Raw genomic sequence first — 19,870 nt, 5'->3', positions numbered from 1 at the left:
CGACAATTTGCGAATTTTATAAGCCGACATTCGCTACTGGTACATAAATTTTGCGGTTCCGGTTTACACGCCTTCCAGACTGATTTGCTTGAAGGAACATGTTGAAACTGCGATCATCAACGCCTAGTTTTTACATCCCACCTTTTGAGGAAACCATGCATAAATCCGAACTCATTGACGCCATTGCCAGCCATGCGAATCTCAGTAAAGCCGATGCCGGGCGGGGCTTGGATGGCATCCTCAGTGCCATTCAAAATACCTTGAAAAACGGCGATTCGGTATCGTTAGTGGGGTTTGGCACTTTCGAAGTCAAGGAACGTGCCGAGCGTCAAGGCCGCAATCCGCAAACCGGCGCTGGACTGACCATTGCTGCGGCAAAACTACCAGGCTTTAAAGCCGGAAAGGCTTTAAAAGACGCCGTTAACGGTTAAATTCTCTTGAGAAATAGAGGGCGTTGAGTGGCTCGAAGTCCTCTTGAAACTGCGCTATGATTCGACGATTAACTCACCGTCGAACCTTCGACATTTCAGATGACAAAATCGGAACTGATGGGTGCGCTGGCCGCCAAGCAAGCGCACCTGCTGCAAAAAGACGTAGAGCTCGCTGTCAACACTATCATTGATGTTTTGACTACCGCTGTCGCCACTGGCGAACGAATTGAAATTCGTGGATTTGGTGGTTTTTCAACGATTCCCCGCAAAGCCCGTATGGGTAGGAATCCCAAGACCGGGGAGTCTGTCAGTCTACCGAGTCGGCACACCGTTCATTTTAAACCGGGTCTTGATTTGCGCAACCGGGTCAATGCTTCGAAACTGGCGTTCCCCACCATTAAAGACCTTTAACCCTGTCCTGGGATCAGATTAACTATCCCCGGTACTTACGACGCGATCCCTACTGACTGCCAAAGAAATTCATAGGAAACCGGAGGGCGGTGTTGCGCTTTGGCTTGCTGGGCTTCGCCATGTTCGTAGGTGTGCAGCAAGAATTTGACTTGTTCCAATCCTTCCGGGGTTCTGATGGCCTCGCGCGGCGTTTGATTGTTCAATATCGGTAATGGCTTGTCAGCCCAGTCAGCGTAAAGCTGCCGAATTCTTTTCTCTATGAGCTCGCCTATTATCTCGGGTGGCAGGGGTATCGGTTCCGACCTTTCCGGGATGTCATGAGGCTGCATATTAGCCAGCATGCCTTTGGGGGCGGCCAGTTCCCGGCTGATAAAGGCCACCGTAGTGCCTGAAACCGCTTCGAACCAAGGTCTGCCTTTGTCCGCATACTGTTGAGTATGATAGGACACTTTGATTCGATCCTGGCGTTTGCTGGGATGAATACTGAGACTTTGCCGTGTCAGCCCATCTTCGCCTACAAATATACGGCTCCAACCTGCATCACGATTGCCTTCGATATCCGCTGCCCTGGTCAAGGCCTGGTCCAATGCGTCCCAGTCCAGAACCCGGTAATGATCAGTCACGAACAGCAGCGATTCACCCGTGACATGATCAACCACTGGCGGCATTTCAAAGGCCCTGACAAATAACTGGAGCCAGTGAAACGGGATGATGGCACTAGTGATTTCCTTGGCGAGAGCAGAATCCGGCTCGACGCCCTCTAATTCGTCTTTGAGTTCTTCCAACAAATCCCAGCTTTGTTGGCGGGGGAAAGAGTAAACGGCGCCGGACAGTTCAAAATGAACGTCAAACGGCACGATGCGTGCCGCGATCAGGTCATACCGGTTAGCTTGTTGTGAGCCTGATTTTTCCTGGACGAGAACGGGCGGGCGTTCGGGCAGCATCACATCCCTTAATGTCAGGCATTTGCCGGGCACCACCGCCACAATTTCGTAAAGCCTGAGGGGTAGGGCTGTTAGACGCTCAAGCCATTGTCGCTGTTCAGCAGACAATAGCGGACCACCCTTTCCAAGTAACAAATCCGCAACACGATAGTCCTGGTCTTTGAGGGTCAGCACGCCATCTGCCAGCAGCCATTCCATGGCATTGATCATAATGCCGGTATACGAGTCCTCGGGTAGGTCCTGAAGCTCGGCATATTCATCGTCGTCGAGTCCACCAAAAAAACCTTCATCAATCTCGGCACGGGCCGGCTGCTCATACTTCGTGAAGAGCCACTGGATGGCTTTCGGGACGGCTTCAGCCCGATCATGCGCAATCTGGGCGTCTGCTGTCTTCAAGCAGCACTGCTTGTATTTTTTACCGCTGCCACAAGGGCAGGGATCGTTTCGGCCTAGTTTTTTCATGTCAGGGTGACTTTAAGCCAACCCCAGGATTATTGCATTGAAATTTTTGCAGCATAGCCCGGCAACCCGACACGACTTTCTTCCTTTCCAATTACTTTCTTTATATGTCGGGTGACATAAAAAATGAAAAGTGGTCGATTGATTTTAAAGTGATATTTCATTATTTGTGTCACAAGCTATACCCGCTTTTGACACAAATAATGAAATATTCCGGATTTTGTGCCACTAATATTGAAAACTTTCGCACCCTTCATTTTGGTAGCGTTAATTCGGCCAAAACTGCCTACCACCAATATTTTGTTACGGGCGGAAATTCAACAGAATGCTGACTGTTGATTTGAAGGCACGAAATTAAACGTTCATGCCCTCAAATCCTTCAATAGTTAAGACTGAGTTTATTGGGTACCTGCCATTTGATGATGCATTTTAGCCATCGCTGTATTGGCATCAACCGCTTTTTGGTAGGAGCTGATTAGCGATTGGCAATGCTCTAGGAACATTTCGGATTGCTTGCCGTATAGGTAGCTGTGCTGCTTGTACTGTTGCAGAAGCTTTTTGTGTTCTTCCATTTTAACTTCGGCATCCTTTGCTGCTTGTTCATAATGAGTTGCCAAAGACTCATGGTCATCCTTGGTTTTAGCGCTTTGGATAGCTGCGCTCATATCCATGGGATGGGGGTTTTGTTGGCAACCTGATAAAACTCCCAGCGTTAAAGAAGTGACGACCAATAATTTAGTGATGGTTTTCATGAGATATCTCCAGTTAAGTTAAATTCTTCAGACAGCAATCAAAATGCCGTCCTGCGTCGTTAAAAGGGTGTTGTTTAATGCATCATTTGGACTGTATTTATAGTCATAAACCTCCTGTATCTATGAATGTGAAATTTACTGGTTTGGGCTCATCGTGGCCTCAACGAATGGCCTTTCAACAGCGCATAAATTGCAGGGATTACGATCAGCGTCAGCAGCATTGAGGAGACCATCCCTCCCACCATCGGGGCAGCAATGCGTCGCATCACTTCCGATCCGGTTCCATTACTCCACATGATGGGTAATAGACCCGCCATAATGGCAGCCACTGTCATCATCTTGGGCCGCAGCCGTTCTGCCGCTCCGCTCACCACGCTGGTATAGAGTTCATTCAGGGTAAAATTCTGATCGTGTTGTCTACATTCTTCGACTTTCGCTTGATAGGCGTGATCCAGATAAATCAACATAATCACACCAGTTTCAGCAGCCACCCCGGCCAGTGCGATAAAGCCGACGCCAACCGCTACACTGACGTTGTAGTTCAACGCCCACAGTAACCAGACGCCACCTACTAGGGCGAAAGGCACGGACAACATGACGATTAGGGTTTCCGTCATGCGTCCAAAATTCAAATACAGCAGGATAAAAATGATCAGCATGGTCAACGGTACGACTATCTTCAATCGCTCAACGGCACGCTCCATATACTCGAATTGTCCGCTCCAGGTGATGTAGTAACCGGTAGGCAGTTGCACGGCTTTCTCGACTGCGAGTTTGGCATCATGAACATAGCTGGCAATATCGCGATCCCGCAAATCGACAAAGATATAGGCGGAGAGCAGCGAGTTTTCGGTACGAATGCCGGGCGGTCCTTTGGATAAGCTGAGATGTGCAACCGACGATAAAGGAATCATGGCGCCATCGGCAGTCGTTACCAGTAAGTGATTGCCTATGGCACTAGGACTGTTCCTGAGTTCGCGCGGATAACGCACGATCACGCCAAAGCGTTCCCGGCCTTCAACCATAGTGGTCACCATTTCACCGCCAATAGCGGTTGAAATCAGATTTTGAATGTCGCCTACCATCAAGCCATAGCGAGCTAAGGCGTCATAGTCAGGATCGATATTCAGATAATATCCCCCGGTAATCCGCTCGGCATAAGCACTGGTGGTGCCGGGTACGTTCTTGATGGCTTGTTCGATTTGCTGGGCCAGCCGTTCCATTTCCGCCAGGTCGTTACCGAACAACTTGACGCCGACGGGGGTGCGGATGCCAGTGGCTAACATATCGATGCGGTTTTTAATCGGCATGGTCCAGGCATTACTGACACCGGGGATTTGCAGGGCTTGATCCATTTCTGCAATCAGTTTGTCAACGGTCATACCAGGCCGCCACTGCGATTCCGGTTTGAGGTTGACCACCGTCTCGGACATTTCTAAGGGTGCCGGATCGGTGGCTGTGGCCGCGCGCCCGGCTTTGCCGAATACCGATTCGACCTCAGGAAAGGTTTTGATGATGCGATCCTGAGTTTGCAGCAATTCAGCCGTTTTGGTTACCGACATGCCGGGCAATGTTTGTGGCATGAACAGCAACGTGCCTTCGTTTAAGGTCGGCATAAATTCACCACCCAATTGCATTGCCGGATAAATACTCGCAGCCATGACCAACGACGCCAACAAAACCGTGGTTTTCTTAAAACGCATCACCCAAGTAATCACCGGACGATACAGCCACAGCAACACCCGGTTGACGGGGTTGTCTTGCTCCGGTCGGATATGACCACGCACAAACAGCAGTATCAGTACCGGCACCAGTGTGACCGAAAGCAACGCGGCTCCGGCCATGGCAAAGGTCTTGGTGTACGCCAATGGCTGAAATAGCCGTCCCTCTTGGGCTTCCAGTGTGAACACTGGCAAGAACGACACGGTAATGATTAGTAGGCTGAAGAATAATGGCGGCCCGACCTCCCGGCAGGCATTCAGCACGATGGTGTGTCTGGGCAATTTTCCGGCATCGTGCTCCAGGTGCTTATGCACGTTTTCAATCATCACAATGGCGGCATCGACCATTGCGCCAATCGCAATGGCGATGCCCCCCAAACTCATAATATTGGAGTTCATCTTCAATAAATGCATGACGATAAAAGCGATCAGGACACCAACCGGCAGCATGACGATGGCCACCAGCGCACTACGCAGATGCAACAGAAATGCCGCACAAATAACGGCGACCACCACACTCTCTTCCAATAGCGTATGGCGTAAATTCTCGATCGCTCGTTGAATCAAATCAGCACGGTCATACACCGCTTTTATGCTGACGCCCGCTGGCAGACCTGCGGTAATTTCCTTTAACCGCAGTTTCAAGTTATCAATCACTTCCAGCGCATTTTGACCGTAGCGAGCGATGGCGATGCCGGACACCACTTCGCCCTCACCATTCAGTTCGGTAATACCGCGACGTTCATCGGGTACCAATTCAACTCTGGCCACATCCCGCACTAAAACAGGCGTGCCATTGGCGACTTTCAATACTAGGCGCTCCAGATCGTGGGTGCCATGCAAATAGCCTCGCCCCCTTACCATGTATTCGGTTTCGGTCATTTCAATCGCCCGCCCTCCCACATCGCGGTTGCCATTGGCAATGGCTTCGGTCACGGTTTTGAGCGGGATACCGTAAGCCTGAAGCTTATGCGGATCGACGGTCACCTGATACTGCTGGACGAACCCACCGACGCTGGCGACTTCGGCAATTCCCTGTGCCTTGGTCAACTGATAGCGCACAAACCAGTCTTGCAGGGTACGCAGTTCTGCCAGGGAGTAATCCTTGCCCAACAACGCATATTGATACACCCAGCCCACGCCGGTGGCATCTGGCCCTAACTGCGGCGTAACACCACGTGGTAACCGTCCGGCCGCAAAATTTAAATATTCGAGCACCCTGGAGCGGGCCCAATAAATATCAGTACCATCCTCAAAGATCACGTACACAAAGGATGCACCGAAAAATGAGAAACCACGAACCACCTTGGATCGCGGCACACTCAGCATCGCGGTGGTCAGTGGATAAGTGACTTGATCTTCGACCACCTGAGGTGCTTGGCCAGGGAATTCCGTGTAGACAATGACTTGGGCATCGGATAAATCAGGCAAGGCATCTAGCGGAGTTTTGATCACGGCGTAAATGCCGCCACAGATTAAAAATAGCGTCGTGACCAACACCAGAAACACATTTTTTAACGACCAGGCAATCACACGTTCCAACATGGCTAGTGCTCCATCACATGTTGATTGTGCTCATGCCCTGACATGGCCGCGTCGTTCTGGCTAGACTCAGGTTCCGGCATCGTCTCTGCGCTACTCATACTGTCCAATGCCGATTTCAAATTGCTTTCGGCATCGATCAGGAAATTAGCGCGGGTGATGACATTGTCGCCATCCTGCAAACCCTCAAGTACTTCACTGAATCCGTTTGCTTGATGGCCTATCTTTACGGTGCGCGGCTCGAATCGGCCATCATCGACCTGTACCAGTGCCACCTGCCGCGTGCCACTATCGAGAATAGCCGAATCGGGGATACTCAGTTCTCGGTGTCGTTGTTGAGTAGCCATTAATTCAACGCTACCGTATAGACCAGGCCTCAGAAAACCTTGCGCGTTGTCCATGTCCACTCTAACTTTGATGGTGCGCGTGTCGGTATTCAGCGTGGGATAGATAAAACCCACTTGCCCATGAAAAGATTTATCGGGGTAAGCTTTGAAAGCGACGACGACCGCTTGACCCATTTTGACCCACTCTAAATCGGGCTCGAACACATCGACCATCAGCCACACGCGACTCAAGTCGGTAATCTGGAACAATATTTCGCCCGGCATAAAACGCATCCCGTCTACTGCTGGCTTCTCCATCACGACGCCATTGACAGGCGATTGCAACGACAGAGTTTCGATCACGCGATCCTGCTCTTGCAAACGTTGCAATTGTGCCTGGCCTATATCCCAATAATTCAGCCGCTTTAAGGCATTACGGGTGAGTTGCTGCGCGGTGGCTAGCGCCTGTGGACTGGCCTGTTGCAATGACGCCTCGCCTTGTTTGGCGATCAGGTATTCCTGTTGAGCCGTGAGTAGATCAGGACTGTAGACTTCCAATAATGGCTGGCCGCGTTTGACAGCTTGTCCCGTGCTATTAACTAGCAACCGTTGTATCCAACCCTCGAATTTGGCATTGATGACATGTAACCGACGCTCATCAACTTGAATACTGCCCGGCGCACGGATAGAACGCACTAAATCCCGATATTGAACTTTCTCGGTTTTGACGCCGAGCTTCTGGATTTTTTCCGGGCTGATCGTCAAGAGTTTAGAACTCGTTACCTCGCCTTCGTAAACCGGCAGATAATCCATGCCCATTTCGTCCTTTTTCGGTACCGGCGATGTGTCTGCGGCCCCCATGGGGTGGCGGTAATACAGAATGCGCCCTTTGTTCGGTTGGGATGTCGGCGAAAGTTCATCGGCATACACGGGTAGATAATCCATGCCCATTTCATCCTTGGCCGGTGTCGAAGACGTCACTTTTGGATTCATCGGATGCCGATAAAACCGTGGTTTATGCTCTGCGACCGACACAGTCTTTTCCATGGATTGCGGCTTATTCGCCAGCCAAAAGCCGCCGGCGATTCCGATGATCATGGTCAATATACTGACCAGAATGGCTTGCTTAGTCATGAGTCAGTTCCTCGCCAATTAAATTCGATAATTCCGCCAGCAATTGCTGGGTTTCGACCAACGATTTCCAATATTGGCTTTGATACTGAAACAAGCTCAACTGGGTGCGGAGCAAATTACTGAAGTCCGCCTTGCCGACGGGATACCCGGCCATTAACGAACTAACGGCTTGTTGTGCTTGGGGAATAATTTCATGCTCAAATAACGCCAATCGCTGTTTGGCGTGCTGGTATTGGGCAGCATTGGTAGCAATTTCACCATGGACTTTGTTGTGCTCATCCTGCAACGCGTACTGCTCCTGCAATAACTCACTATTGCGTTGATCGACTGCCTTAGCCTGTTTCTGTTCGGCATAGATCGGTAAGTTGATGCTGAGCTTGACACTGGCAAAATCACTACGTGATTCGCCGGACGGCGTGTTCTGCCTGACTGCATAACCCGCACCCAGTGTCAGATCGGGATAGAAATCCTTTTCGGCGATTTCAATGCGGGTCTTGGCGGCACTGAGCATTTTGTGATGCTGCTCGAACCGTGGGCTATGTTCCATGGCTTGTGTTTGCAAATCCGCAACCACCAAGACCGGGGTCTTGATCTCGGCTTGGTCTGGCAGTTTTACCAAGGTAGTGGAGTTGCGGCTGAGCAATGTGTTGATCTGAATGCCGGTACTGTGGCGCATGCTGATCAGCTCGATTTTTTCATCCTTGAGCTTCGAGAGTTCTAATTGGGCCAGCAGCACATCCTGCTGTTGCCCCTGACCAACTTTGTAGCGGGACTGGGCGGTATCGATCAATTGCTGAAAAAATTGTTCGCTTTCGGCAATGACATTGATTGCTCGATCGTAATAGAACAAGCGCCACCAGGCCTGTTTGACATCGCGAACCAGACGCAAACGGGCGACATCTACCGAATCGGCAGCAGCCAGGGCTTCCTGTTCCGCCGCTTGTTCCTTCAAGGCCAACTTGCCCGGAAAGGGAATCGTCTGACTGACGCCAACATCCATCATGGTCATGTCTTCCTTGTGAAGACTGAAGCTACTGGTTGGGACATTCAGTGTATCGAAACTAAGCGTTGGGTCTGGAAGTGCACCTTCCTGCGAAGGAATAGTGGCCAGTGCTTCGGCACGCGCTTTAATTTCAGCAAGACCGGGATTGCCCGCCTGAGCTAGTTGAACAGCCTGTTCAATAGATAAAATCGCTTCATCGGCATGGACTATGCTGATAAAAATCATCAGACAGCAACCGAGCGCCCAATAGGGCCAAGACACCCGATCAAGGGGCGTGGGATATAACAAGGGGTACATCATTTTCTCCAAGCAATGGAAACACAAGCTCACGCCAAAGCATGAAGCCCTATCACGCCTACAAGGCGCGGGTTACCTGGGAGAAATGGCTAATTCAGAAAGGTACAGAACCGATAGCGTATCGGTATGGGATTGGCAGTCGGTCTTCGTTGTCTATGACGGGTAAAAAGGCAGGGTAATGGGCTAAAAATATAAAGACTTAGCCAAGTCAGGCACAAGATAAAAACGGGTAGATCAGGCTTATCGATTTTGAAATTTAGCGCGGGGTTAGGCTGGGAGTCCGGACAAGCCTTGAGTGTACAGTTTTGGTTTGGTGAGAGTTGTGTCGCTGCGGCGCCATGATGCGCCGAATCGGAACAACCAACTGGCATCGTGTCCGTCACTGGTATTTGCATTTGCGCAGGCATCGGCATCGCACACGTTGACGACACCAGCATGAAGAGCCAGCTAGTCAACATGATCAGCACCATAACGGTCTGATAGTGATGATGTCGAAAAAATCCCACGGTCATTTCGCCACTAAGATCAATTGATGTGTTTAATGCTCTTGAAACCTATCGCGAATAAAGCGTGGATTCAATCCCAAGCGTAAAGTTTCCCTATCAAAAACAAAAAATGAATACTTGGCTCAAGCCAAAGATTCATTAACGTCATCCTTTAAAGTATAGAGCAAGACATCGCGAGCGGCGAGTTTTTGCGGTATCGCTTTGATAGTTTTACTAGCTGCCCCCCGTGTGCGCAGAGTCACGAATCTTAGAGCTATTGTCAAATCTGGTGTTCAGGGCTAAATCAAGCGGCGATCCGGTCAGTGGTATCGACTTCAATGCCATCCTTGAATGGGATGCCGGTAATCACTTTGGCAAGATAATCAAATCCTCGCTGGCGACGCCAGGTTTTCTCGGCTGATTGACCCAGTTTAAACAGCATGTGCAGCATGCCATCCCGCGAGAGACAGCCCTTGGCTCGGGTAGTCCGGTGCCGGATGGTGGCGAAGGTCGATTCAATGGGGTTGGTCGTTCGGATGCTTTGCCAGTGCTGTGCCGGAAAGTCATAGAACGCCAATAGTTCATTTCGATCCTTGTACAAACACTCAACCGCCTTGGGATATTTGGCCTCAAACAGCGTGGCAAACTGATCAAATGCCCGCTCAGCATGCTGTTGGGTGTCAGCCTGCCAGATGTCGTAGAGCGATTGCTTCATCTTCGGCTGTACCGATTGCGGCACACGGTTCAGCACATTGTTCATCTTGTGTACCCAGCAGCGTTGCTGGAGCTATAACTAAATCTGGTGTTTGGAGTTGAAGAGAAGCGGCGTATCTGGTTGATTATTTGTGACCAAACAAAACGATCAACCGAGGAATACGCCACGATGAAGAAGAGTAATGTAATCGACCTGTCGAGTCGAGAAGAGAACGCCGATCCTTTGACCGACCTGATTCGGCAAGGGGCGCGCAAGCTGATTGAGCAAGCGATCGAAGCCGAATTGGCGATCTATCTGGAAGCCTTCAGCGAGCGGAAGCTGAACAATGGCCGGGCAGCGGTGGTCCGCAACGGTTATCAGCCGGAACGTGAGATTCAGACCGGCATCGGCCCCGTATCCGTTAAAGTGCCGAAGGTTCGGGCGAAAGACGGCCAAAGCGCTACCTTTCGTTCGGCTCTGGTACCGCCGTATGTCCGTAAGACACGTTCTCTGTCTGCCGCGTTGCCCTGGCTATACCTGAAAGGCATTTCCACGGGTGAAATGGAAGCGGCGCTGGAAGTGTTGGTGGGGTCGGAAGCCAAGGGGCTATCGGCCAGTACCGTGGCGCGTTTAAAACGCGATTGGGCAGCCGAATATACCGATTGGCGAGCGACTCGCCTGGATCGTGACCAATGGGTTTATGTGTGGGCCGACGGCATCTATAGCGGTTTACGAGCGGAAGACGCCAAACTGTGTGCCTTAGTCATCATCGGCGTCAATGAGCGCGGCGAGAAGCGCTTTCTGGCGATTGAAGACGGCGTGCGCGAATCGACGCAGAGTTGGCGGGAAGTGCTGCAGGGTCTGAAGGCGCGCGGCATGAATGCCCCTAAGCTGGCCATAGGTGACGGCGCGATGGGCTTCTGGTCGGCGCTGGACGAAGTCTACAGCGACACCCGGCAGCAACGCTGCTGGGTACACAAGATGAACAATGTGCTGAACCGTGTGCCGCAATCGGTACAGCCGAAGATGAAGCAATCGCTCTACGACATCTGGCAGGCTGACACCCAACAGCATGCTGAGCGGGCATTTGATCAGTTTGCCACGCTGTTTGAGGCCAAATATCCCAAGGCGGTTGAGTGTTTGTACAAGGATCGAAATGAACTATTGGCGTTCTATGACTTTCCGGCACAGCACTGGCAAAGCATCCGAACGACCAACCCCATTGAATCGACCTTCGCCACCATCCGGCACCGGACTACCCGAGCCAAGGGCTGTCTCTCGCGGGATGGCATGCTGCACATGCTGTTTAAACTGGGTCAATCAGCCGAGAAAACCTGGCGTCGCCAGCGAGGATTTGATTATCTTGCCAAAGTGATTACCGGCATCCCATTCAAGGATGGCATTGAAGTCGATACCACTGACCGGATCGCCGCTTGATTTAGCCCTGAACACCAGATTTGACAATAGCTCGCGTTGCTGCCGGGTGTCGCTGTAGACTTCGTCCAGCGCCGACCAGAAGCCCATCGCGCCGTCACCTATGGCCAGCTTAGGGGCATTCATGCCGCGCGCCTTCAGACCCTGCAGCACTTCCCGCCAACTCTGCGTCGATTCGCGCACGCCGTCTTCAATCGCCAGAAAGCGCTTCTCGCCGCGCTCATTGACGCCGATGATGACTAAGGCACACAGTTTGGCGTCTTCCGCTCGTAAACCGCTATAGATGCCGTCGGCCCACACATAAACCCATTGGTCACGATCCAGGCGAGTCGCTCGCCAATCGGTATATTCGGCTGCCCAATCGCGTTTTAAACGCGCCACGGTACTGGCCGATAGCCCCTTGGCTTCCGACCCCACCAACACTTCCAGCGCCGCTTCCATTTCACCCGTGGAAATGCCTTTCAGGTATAGCCAGGGCAACGCGGCAGACAGAGAACGTGTCTTACGGACATACGGCGGTACCAGAGCCGAACGAAAGGTAGCGCTTTGGCCGTCTTTCGCCCGAACCTTCGGCACTTTAACGGATACGGGGCCGATGCCGGTCTGAATCTCACGTTCCGGCTGATAACCGTTGCGGACCACCGCTGCCCGGCCATTGTTCAGCTTCCGCTCGCTGAAGGCTTCCAGATAGATCGCCAATTCGGCTTCGATCGCTTGCTCAATCAGCTTGCGCGCCCCTTGCCGAATCAGGTCGGTCAAAGGATCGGCGTTCTCTTCTCGACTCGACAGGTCGATTACATTACTCTTCTTCATCGTGGCGTATTCCTCGGTTGATCGTTTTGTTTGGTCACAAATAATCAACCAGATACGCCGCTTCTCTTCAACTCCAAACACCAGATTTAGTTATAGCTCCGAATCTTAGTATTCCTTCCGAATCATATCCATCGTTTACTTTTTGGCCAAAAGGCCGTAACGAAAAATTCACATTGCTATTGGTGTAAATGATTGTGGCTGGGCTTACGCGACATGATCGCTAGCATGGCGAAAACAGAACAAATCGCTCCGGTGGTGGTAAAGGTCAACTGTACTGCAAATAGTGCTCAGCCGATCTTGAGAAAAAGGTAAAAATAGAGCTTGGGGCCAGTGTAAATTGTTAAAGTATCTATGAATAACTTTCAGTTGTCGCCAAATGTCACCAGCGAAGTTGCCAAACACAAGGAAACAATAATGGCTAAATGAATGGAGTTTTGGTAATACTGGTATTTGTTCTAATTGTGCAGTTGCTGAAATCGTGATATATGAAAAATCCGAAGAAGGAGTTTGATATGAGCCCTTTATCTATGCCTGCCTTCGGGCTGCGACAGCCATAAGGATTTCCATCCACTGTTCTATCAGTTCGTTAGGAAAAATATCATGAAAACATCCGCTCTATTCATAATTGCTTTGATAGTATTGAGCAGTCCTATTGCATTTGCTGCTGAAGAGCAACAGAAACCAATGTCCGAAAAGGAAATGCAGGACCAACTGAAGAAGATGGAAAAGGAAATTGCCGAAATGCGCAAGACTAAGAACCCAGAGAAACGCAAGGAAATGATGGATCAACATATGGAGCACATGGGGCACATGCACGATATGATGAATGGCATGGGATGTTGCGCAGGTGACCAGCACATGATGGATCATGAGCCAAAACAATAGGTACAGCGTGCCACAGATTGGGATTTGCTTCGTCCCAAACTGTTTGACTCTTGTTGCTGCCAGCGACCAAGAAAGGCCCTAATTGGTCTTTAAATCAAGTGTTGCGGCTTCTTAATCGGAATTATCGGATTAAGCGTAGAACTTGTTGAACACCTCAGAAAGGGATCATTGTTATGAAATCGCTACCGATAATTTGGCAGAGGCTCGTGAGCTCAGGCGGGAACACATGTGATCGCTGCCATGCCACGTATCAGGAAATGCAGAGCGCCATCAGTAAACTCAAGGAAGCGCTCCGCCCCTTGGGCATTGAGCCAACCCTTGAGATCAGAGAGATAAACGAAAAATCATTCAAGGCCGACCCCTCCGAGTCCAACCGCATTTGGATCGCGGGCAGACCCATGGAGGAATGGCTCGGTGCGAGAGTCGGGAGCAGTCGTTGCTGTTCTGTTTGTGGCGAATCAGAGTGTCGAACGGTAGAGGTAGAGGGAACTACATTCGAGACTATCCCCGAGAAACTCTTTCTCAAAGCTGCTTTGGTCGCTTCCTCTCAGTTGTTGGACCTCACACCGGAAGCGCCACCGCGATAAGGTGAGTATCGGTGCTGCGACGCTGAGCTTAGTATCACTGAGAGAGTGGTGGCGTTACGAATACAACTAATGATCTGCTTGCCGCAACATCTCCGCCATGTCTTGATTTGCAGTGACGGCCTGCTGGTAAAGATCAATCACTTCTTGGCTGTGCGCTTTAAGATCGTTCGCATGTCTACCGTATAAAAAGCTTTTTGACTCAAATTGGCTGAGAAATTTTTTGTGTTCCTCTATCTTGGTCTGCAATTCGTTCGCTTCATCTTCGAAGTGTTTGGTTAATGCTGCATGCTGTATGGCAAGATCAGGTGCCATCGCATGCCGGTCAAAGAGGCTGCACCCTGATAGTAAATATTGCGCAAAAAAAAAGGTAATCAGTAATTTTGATTTCATGATTTGTTCCAAAAGGAGTTTGTAAGTTGTTTCTATAGCGTTGTTCAGGCTATTTAGTAGAAACGTTTTTGGGGTGTAGTAATCTCAATCCGTTGGCCACGACCAATAAGGACGCACCCATATCGGCAGCAATGGCTTCCCATAAGGTTGCCACACCGGCAAAGGCTAAGATGGCGAACACAGCCTTGATCGTCAGCGCAAAAGCAATATTCTGGCGAATAATCGCTAGCGTTCTTTTGGAATGTTCGATCAGCCAAGGTAACTTGGAAAGGTCATCGCCCATCAGAGCAATATCGGCTATTTCGATGGCCGCATCCGACCCTAACACTCCCATGGCAATCCCCAGGTTGGCTCGCCCCAGCGCCGGTGCGTCGTTAACGCCATCACCGATCATCGCTACCTGTCCATATTTTTCGACCATTTGACTGACGATCTCCACTTTATCGGCGGGCAATAATTCGGCGTGTACCTCATCGATACCGATTTGGGCCGCGATGTTATTGGCCGTCACCCGATTGTCACCGGTCAACATGGCTAAATGTTGGATTCCAGTCTGTCTCAGCGCTTGCAAAATCGATCTGATGTCGGCGCGAGGCTGATCAGCAACGGCAATCAGACCGCAAATATGCCGATCATTGCCAATGGCGATCACGGTTTGCCCCGTTTGTTCAAGGGCAATCGCTTTTTCACTGATTTCCGGTACTTCCTGACTACGTTCCAATAAATAGCGACGCGATCCCAGCCAGAAATCCGTGCCATTAAATAGTCCGGTGACACCTTTACCCGGCAGCACCGTCACATTCTCTGCGCTGGCCACGTTGATACCGCGTTGTTCCGTATAGCGTAAAATGGCTTTTGCCAACGGATGATTGCTTCGTGCTTCCAGTGCGGCGGCACGGCTTAACAGTTCTTCTTCGTTATGACTATTGAATGGATAAACACCGGTTACGATGGGCTCACCAGAAGTCAGCGTGCCGGTTTTATCAAAGGCAATCGCAGCAAGATGGGCGGGTGTTTCGATATAAATGCCACCTTTGATCAGAATGCCTTGTCGGGCTGCGCATGCCAGCGCCGCGACAATGCTTATCGGTGTCGAAATGACCAATGCACAGGGGCAAGCAATGACTAGCAACACCAAGGCGTGATAAAACCATTCGTTCCAGCCCCCTTCGAAAAATAAGGGCGGAATGATGCACATCACCAACGCCACCAACATTACTGCCGGGGTATAAATACGCGCAAATTTCTCCACCCATTGCTCGACCTCGGCTCGCTTACCGTGGGCTTCGCCTACCAGCCGGGTAATCTGCGCCAAGGTGGTGTCCGAAACCAACTTGGTCGAGCGAATTTCCAAGGTTCCTTCAACATTAATGCTTCCGGCAAACACCTCGTCACCCACTTGCTTGGCAACCGGCATGCTTTCACCGGTAATCGGCGCCTGATTGACTGAACTGAAACCGGCAATTACGTTGCCATCCAGGGGAATTTTAGCCCCAGGCGCTAATATGAAACGGGTACCTATACTGACTTCCGTGGCAGATACCATGCGTTCTTGGCCGACTTCATCCTTGATCGTCACCGTCGAGGGGGCTAAATCCAGCAAGGCTTCAACGGCATGCCGGGCACGGCCAATACTCCAGCTCTCAATCGCCAGAGACAGCGCGAACAGAAAACTGACCGTTGCCGCCTCAAACCATTCATCAATGAACATCGCACCGATAACTGCAATCGTCATCAGCAAATTCATATCCGCCCGTAAGCGTTTCAAGGCATAAAACGCTTTCACAATCACATGCCGAGCACCGCAAGCCACCGCTAAACCAAAGGCTATTTTTTCAGGCAAAGGCATCGCCTGCTGAGCATGTGCATTTAGCAAGCTGTACAGATAGCGAGTAACCACGTCCCATTGCAGGGTGCCGCTTTTTGCCGAGCTGAAAACGGTTTGAATATCCACAAAGCCGCCGGCTATGGCGATATGAATCAGCATGCCTGCCAGGATAAATACACCGCTAAGTACGGTATAAACGGTTTTCGAACGGTGCAGTTGTTTGGCATCGCCATCGGTCTGACCGGACTGCCAACGAGCCGCCTGCATGCCCGTTGCCGCTACCGCTTTGATGATGGTTTTTTCAGTCACGGGCTCGGCATCAGACAACAGCGTCATGCGCCCGTTTAAAACATCAAAGGTCAGCTTGTCACTGCCCCCCACTAGCGGCCCTATCGCGCTTTTCAAGGTAGCAACCTCTTCGGCGCAATCCAGTCCCTCGATCTTGAACGTCATACCACTCGACGCGTTTGATAGCGTTGGTTTGTGGTTATCCGGTTTCTCGCCAGGACAACAACAGGTTTTTTCTGATGGCTTGCAGCTACTCATCGTTTAATCCTCATTGGCATTAATCTGCGAAATTCCCGGTATTATGGGATTTACTGGTTGGTCTTGGCGATGCGCGAACCAGTAGAGAATGGGTAATACCAACAATGTCAGCATCGTTGACGAGAGAATGCCGCCGATCACTACAGTCGCCAGCGGGCGCTGTACCTCTGCGCCGGTACCGGTAGCGATTGCCATCGGCACGAAACCGAACGAGGCCACCAATGCGGTCATCAGCACTGGCCTAAGACGTGTCAGAGCACCCTCTACAATCGCCTTGTCCAGAGACATGCCTTCGTCGCGCAAACTACGGATAAAGGCAATCATCACCAGCCCGTTCAGTACCGCCACACCTGATAAAGCGATGAAACCGACTGCCGCCGAAATCGACATCGGAATATCGCGGAACCAAAGCGCTACCAGGCCGCCGGTTAACGCAAAGGGAATGCCGCTAAAGACCAGCAAACCGTCCTTGGCGTTGCCAAACATCATGAACAGCAGCGTAAAAACCAGCAGCAATGCCAGCGGCACGACGATCTGTAAGCGCTGGGTGGCCGATTGCAACTGTTCGAATTGTCCGCCCCAACTCGTCCAATAACCGGATGGAATTTTGACTTTTTGTTGCAGCTTTTGTTCGGCCTCGGCGACAAAGGAGCCGATGTCGCGGCCTCGCACGTTGGCACTGATGACGATTCGGCGTTTGCCGTCCTCACGGCTAATTTGATTAGGGCCGGGGGCCATTTCCAGGCCGGCTACTTCGGCCAGTGGGATATAGCTGGTTCGTCCATCTGGGTTTTGCCCGCGCGGCAACGAGATCGGCAAGCGGTTGATGGCATCCAGGTTACTGCGCAGGTTCTCCGGCAGACGCACGATAATGTCGAAACGCCTGTCCCCCTCAAACAAGGTGCCGGCTTCGGTGCCACCGATCGCGGTAGCCACCGCATCCTGCACATCGCCGACGTTTAAGCCGTAACGCGAGGTTTTATCCCGGTCTATATTGACTGTTAGCATCGGCAAGCCGGTGGTTTGCTCGACTTTCACTTCGGATGCTCCGGGAATCACCTCCATGACCTCTGAAATTTCAGTCGCGGTGTCATTCAATACATCCATATCATCACCAAACACTTTAACCGCAACGTCGCTACGCACCCCTGAAATCAGTTCATTGAAGCGCAACTGGATTGGCTGGGAAAACTCGTAGAGATTGCCGGGTAGTTTGTTGGCTGCCGCTTGTATCGCCGCCAGCAGGTCATCGCGTGATTTATCGGGATCAGGCCATTTCTCGCGAGGTTTGAGCATGATGTAACCATCCGAGATATTCGGTGGCATCGGGTCGGATGCGATTTCGGCGGTACCGGTTCGTGCAAATATCCGTTCGATTTCTGGAAACTGCTGCTTTAAAGCCTGTTCAATCTGCTGCTGCATGGCGACCGATTGCGACAAACTGGTACCCGGAATACGCATTGCCTGAATGGCGAAATCGCCTTCATTCAAGCTCGGCACAAACTCGCTGCCCATCCGCGTCGCCAACAAGCCCGACAGAATCACCGCGACCACCGCCAGCGTGAGTATCACCGGCTTGTTGCTCATGACTCTATCCAGTACCGGCGCATAGATACGCTTGGCACTCAGCATCACCACATTTTCCTTTTCGGCGACTTTATCGCCGATAAACAGCGCCACGGCCGCCGGAATAAAGGTCACCGACAGTATCATGGCCCCCACCAAGGCAATGACCACCGTGAAAGCCATCGGATGAAACATTTTGCCTTCCACCCCGGTCAGCGCAAAGATGGGCAAATACACGACCATGATAATCAACTGGCCAAATAACAGCGCTCGCCGCGCTTCTTTCGACGCCGTAAACACTTCATGAAAACGTTCACTACGTGTTAGCGAACGCCCCTGATGCTCCTGAGCATGGGCCAGCCTTCGTACACAGTTTTCGACGATCACCACCGCACCGTCGATAATCACACCAAAGTCGAGCGCTCCCAGACTCATCAAGTTGGCACTGACCTGGTACGTCACCATGCCGGTGAAGGTGAACAGCATCGACAACGGTATGACCATTGCGGTAATGATGGCCGCACGAATATTGCCCAGGAACAGGAACAGAATCACAATGACCAGAATCGCCCCTTCGGTTAAGTTCTTCTTGACCGTATTGATGGCTTTATCGACCAATACCGTCCGGTCATAGACCGTCACGGCCTGTACCCCTTCTGGCAATGTGCGGTTAATTTCCGCCATCTTTTTGTCGACCGCTTGCGAGACGGCACGGCTATTTTGACCGATCAGCATGAAGACCGTACCCAACACCATCTCCCGGCCATTTTCGGTCGCTGCGCCGGTGCGTAGTTCCCGGCCGATTTCGACCTCACCGACATCGCGAATGCGAATGGGCACGCCTTGGACATTGCCGAGAATAATGTTGCGAATATCTTCCATCGAATGCACTTGGCCCGGCGCACGAATCAGATATTGTTCGCCGCGCTTTTCGATGTAGCCGGCACCGACATTATTGTTGTTACGATCCAGCGCGGTAACGATGTCTTGCAAGGTCAGACCATAGGACGCAAGTTTTTCCGGAATCGGTGCCACCTGATATTGTTTGGCGTAGCCACCAATGGAATTGATTTCGGTGACACCCGGCACGTTGCGCAACTGCGGTTTGATAATCCAGTCCTGGATTTCACGCAGATCGGTCGCGGTGTAAGCCGAACCGTCCGGTTTTTTGGCCCCTTCTTGGGCTTCGACTATCCATAAATAGATTTCGCCAAGACCGGTAGAAATGGGACCCATCGCCGGCGTGATACCGGCAGGCAGTTTATCCTTGGCCTCCTGAATACGTTGATTCACCAATTGCCGGGCGAAATAGACATCAGTGCCGTCCTGGAAAATCACCGTGACCTGCGATAAGCCGTAACGCGAAAGCGACCGGGTTTGTTCCAGATGCGGCAAACCCGCCATGACGGTTTCGATGGGGTAAGTGATCCGCTGTTCGGTTTCCAAAGGCGAATAACCCGGTGCCGTAGTATTAATTTGTACCTGAACGTTGGTGATGTCCGGCACGGCATCGATGGGCAGAATCGAGTAATTGAAGATACCGAGCCCTGCCATACCGAGTACAGCCAGGATAACCAGCCAGCGATGCTCGATCGCTAAACGAATGAGTCGTTCAAACATGA

13 protein-coding genes and 2 pseudogenes are annotated in these 19,870 nt (G+C 51.3%); 5 read left to right on the top strand and 10 right to left on the bottom strand.

All coding sequences use genetic code 11. The features are described 5' to 3' along the window. The first annotated feature begins 155 nt into the window (after nt 1–155). Both VXJ35_RS23125 and VXJ35_RS23120 read left to right on the top strand, forming a co-directional pair. Entirely contained in the window at nt 156–431 is a 276-nt protein-coding gene (locus VXJ35_RS23125; protein WP_064023724.1) for an HU family DNA-binding protein, read from the top strand. A gap of 99 nt (nt 432–530) precedes the next feature. Then, the gene (locus VXJ35_RS23120; protein ID WP_064023723.1) at nt 531–842 is read left to right on the top strand and encodes an integration host factor subunit beta; all 312 of its coding nucleotides are present in this window, start codon (nt 531–533) and stop codon (nt 840–842) included. 35 nt (nt 843–877) lie between these two features. Here VXJ35_RS23120 and VXJ35_RS23115 read toward each other — a convergent pair whose 3' ends face one another. The 6 genes and pseudogenes from VXJ35_RS23115 to VXJ35_RS23090 all read right to left on the bottom strand — a co-directional run. After that, nucleotides 878–2,248 (bottom strand): SEC-C metal-binding domain-containing protein, encoded by a 1,371-nt coding sequence (locus VXJ35_RS23115; protein WP_064023722.1) that lies wholly within the window; start codon nt 2,246–2,248, stop codon nt 878–880. A gap of 395 nt (nt 2,249–2,643) precedes the next feature. Beyond that, complete coding sequence (locus tag VXJ35_RS23110) at nt 2,644–2,997, bottom strand: hypothetical protein (protein ID WP_064023721.1); 354 nt, start codon at nt 2,995–2,997, stop codon at nt 2,644–2,646. Between the two features lie 149 nt (nt 2,998–3,146). Next, nucleotides 3,147–6,263: an efflux RND transporter permease subunit gene (locus tag VXJ35_RS23105; protein WP_064023720.1), complete on the bottom strand. Its 3,117-nt coding sequence runs from the start codon at nt 6,261–6,263 to the stop codon at nt 3,147–3,149. 2 nt (nt 6,264–6,265) lie between these two features. Beyond that, nucleotides 6,266–7,720: an efflux RND transporter periplasmic adaptor subunit gene (locus VXJ35_RS23100; RefSeq protein ID WP_064023719.1), complete on the bottom strand. Its 1,455-nt coding sequence runs from the start codon at nt 7,718–7,720 to the stop codon at nt 6,266–6,268. Next, nucleotides 7,713–8,948 carry a TolC family protein gene (locus VXJ35_RS23095; protein ID WP_064023718.1) on the bottom strand — a complete coding sequence of 412 codons (1,236 nt, stop codon included), beginning with the start codon at nt 8,946–8,948 and terminating at the stop codon, nt 7,713–7,715. Before VXJ35_RS23095 ends, VXJ35_RS23100 begins: the two co-directional genes overlap by 8 nt. 861 nt (nt 8,949–9,809) lie before the next feature. Next, nucleotides 9,810–10,289 (bottom strand): annotated as a pseudogene (locus VXJ35_RS23090) (transposase); the annotation flags it as partial. A 99-nt stretch (nt 10,290–10,388) separates the two neighbouring features. Between VXJ35_RS23090 and VXJ35_RS23085 the strand changes: the two are divergent. Next, complete coding sequence (locus VXJ35_RS23085) at nt 10,389–11,636, top strand: IS256 family transposase (RefSeq protein WP_064023669.1); 1,248 nt, start codon at nt 10,389–10,391, stop codon at nt 11,634–11,636. A 33-nt stretch (nt 11,637–11,669) separates the two neighbouring features. Here the strand turns inward: VXJ35_RS23085 and VXJ35_RS23080 are convergent. Beyond that, nucleotides 11,670–12,446 (bottom strand): annotated as a pseudogene (locus tag VXJ35_RS23080) (IS256 family transposase); the annotation flags it as partial. A 600-nt stretch (nt 12,447–13,046) separates the two neighbouring features. Here VXJ35_RS23080 and VXJ35_RS23075 point away from each other — a divergent pair. Both VXJ35_RS23075 and VXJ35_RS23070 read left to right on the top strand, forming a co-directional pair. Beyond that, nucleotides 13,047–13,331, top strand: coding sequence for a hypothetical protein (locus VXJ35_RS23075; protein ID WP_064023717.1), 285 nt, complete (start codon nt 13,047–13,049; stop codon nt 13,329–13,331). Nucleotides 13,332–13,504: 173 nt separating this feature from the next. Next, nucleotides 13,505–13,918, top strand: coding sequence for a DUF2703 domain-containing protein (locus VXJ35_RS23070; RefSeq protein WP_064023716.1), 414 nt, complete (start codon nt 13,505–13,507; stop codon nt 13,916–13,918). Nucleotides 13,919–13,984: 66 nt separating this feature from the next. On the opposite strand, the gene VXJ35_RS23065 is transcribed toward VXJ35_RS23070, so the two are convergent. The 3 genes from VXJ35_RS23065 to VXJ35_RS23055 are packed head-to-tail and all read right to left on the bottom strand — an operon-like array spanning nt 13,985 to nt 19,868. Continuing rightward, on the bottom strand, nt 13,985–14,308 hold the full coding sequence (locus VXJ35_RS23065; RefSeq protein ID WP_064023715.1) for a hypothetical protein: 324 nt from the start codon (nt 14,306–14,308) through the stop codon (nt 13,985–13,987). 49 nt (nt 14,309–14,357) lie between these two features. After that, nucleotides 14,358–16,682: a cation-translocating P-type ATPase gene (locus VXJ35_RS23060; protein WP_082881128.1), complete on the bottom strand. Its 2,325-nt coding sequence runs from the start codon at nt 16,680–16,682 to the stop codon at nt 14,358–14,360. 3 nt (nt 16,683–16,685) lie between these two features. Beyond that, nucleotides 16,686–19,868: a CusA/CzcA family heavy metal efflux RND transporter gene (locus VXJ35_RS23055; RefSeq protein WP_064023714.1), complete on the bottom strand. Its 3,183-nt coding sequence runs from the start codon at nt 19,866–19,868 to the stop codon at nt 16,686–16,688. Between the last annotated feature and the right edge of the window lie 2 nt (nt 19,869–19,870).

Source organism: Methylomonas sp. DH-1 (assembly GCF_046097555.1).
GTDB classification, from domain to species: Bacteria; Pseudomonadota; Gammaproteobacteria; order Methylococcales; family Methylomonadaceae; genus Methylomonas; species Methylomonas koyamae.
The sequence above is the reverse complement of the archived record's forward strand: the minus strand, read 5'-3'. Positions and strand labels throughout refer to the sequence as shown.

Bases quoted from the DNA above. Each gene is read 5' to 3' on its own strand.
- VXJ35_RS23125 (WP_064023724.1), top strand. From the start codon at position 156: ATGCATAAATCCGAACTCATTGACGCCATTGCCAGCCATGCGAATCTC.
- VXJ35_RS23120 (WP_064023723.1), top strand. From the start codon at position 531: ATGACAAAATCGGAACTGATGGGTGCGCTGGCCGCCAAGCAAGCGCAC.
- VXJ35_RS23115 (WP_064023722.1), bottom strand. From the start codon at position 2,248: ATGAAAAAACTAGGCCGAAACGATCCCTGCCCTTGTGGCAGCGGTAAA.
- VXJ35_RS23110 (WP_064023721.1), bottom strand. From the start codon at position 2,997: ATGAAAACCATCACTAAATTATTGGTCGTCACTTCTTTAACGCTGGGA.
- VXJ35_RS23105 (WP_064023720.1), bottom strand. From the start codon at position 6,263: ATGTTGGAACGTGTGATTGCCTGGTCGTTAAAAAATGTGTTTCTGGTG.
- VXJ35_RS23100 (WP_064023719.1), bottom strand. From the start codon at position 7,720: ATGACTAAGCAAGCCATTCTGGTCAGTATATTGACCATGATCATCGGA.
- VXJ35_RS23095 (WP_064023718.1), bottom strand. From the start codon at position 8,948: ATGATTTTTATCAGCATAGTCCATGCCGATGAAGCGATTTTATCTATT.
- VXJ35_RS23085 (WP_064023669.1), top strand. From the start codon at position 10,389: ATGAAGAAGAGTAATGTAATCGACCTGTCGAGTCGAGAAGAGAACGCC.
- VXJ35_RS23075 (WP_064023717.1), top strand. From the start codon at position 13,047: ATGAAAACATCCGCTCTATTCATAATTGCTTTGATAGTATTGAGCAGT.
- VXJ35_RS23070 (WP_064023716.1), top strand. From the start codon at position 13,505: ATGAAATCGCTACCGATAATTTGGCAGAGGCTCGTGAGCTCAGGCGGG.
- VXJ35_RS23065 (WP_064023715.1), bottom strand. From the start codon at position 14,308: ATGAAATCAAAATTACTGATTACCTTTTTTTTTGCGCAATATTTACTA.
- VXJ35_RS23060 (WP_082881128.1), bottom strand. From the start codon at position 16,682: ATGAGTAGCTGCAAGCCATCAGAAAAAACCTGTTGTTGTCCTGGCGAG.
- VXJ35_RS23055 (WP_064023714.1), bottom strand. From the start codon at position 19,868: ATGTTTGAACGACTCATTCGTTTAGCGATCGAGCATCGCTGGCTGGTT.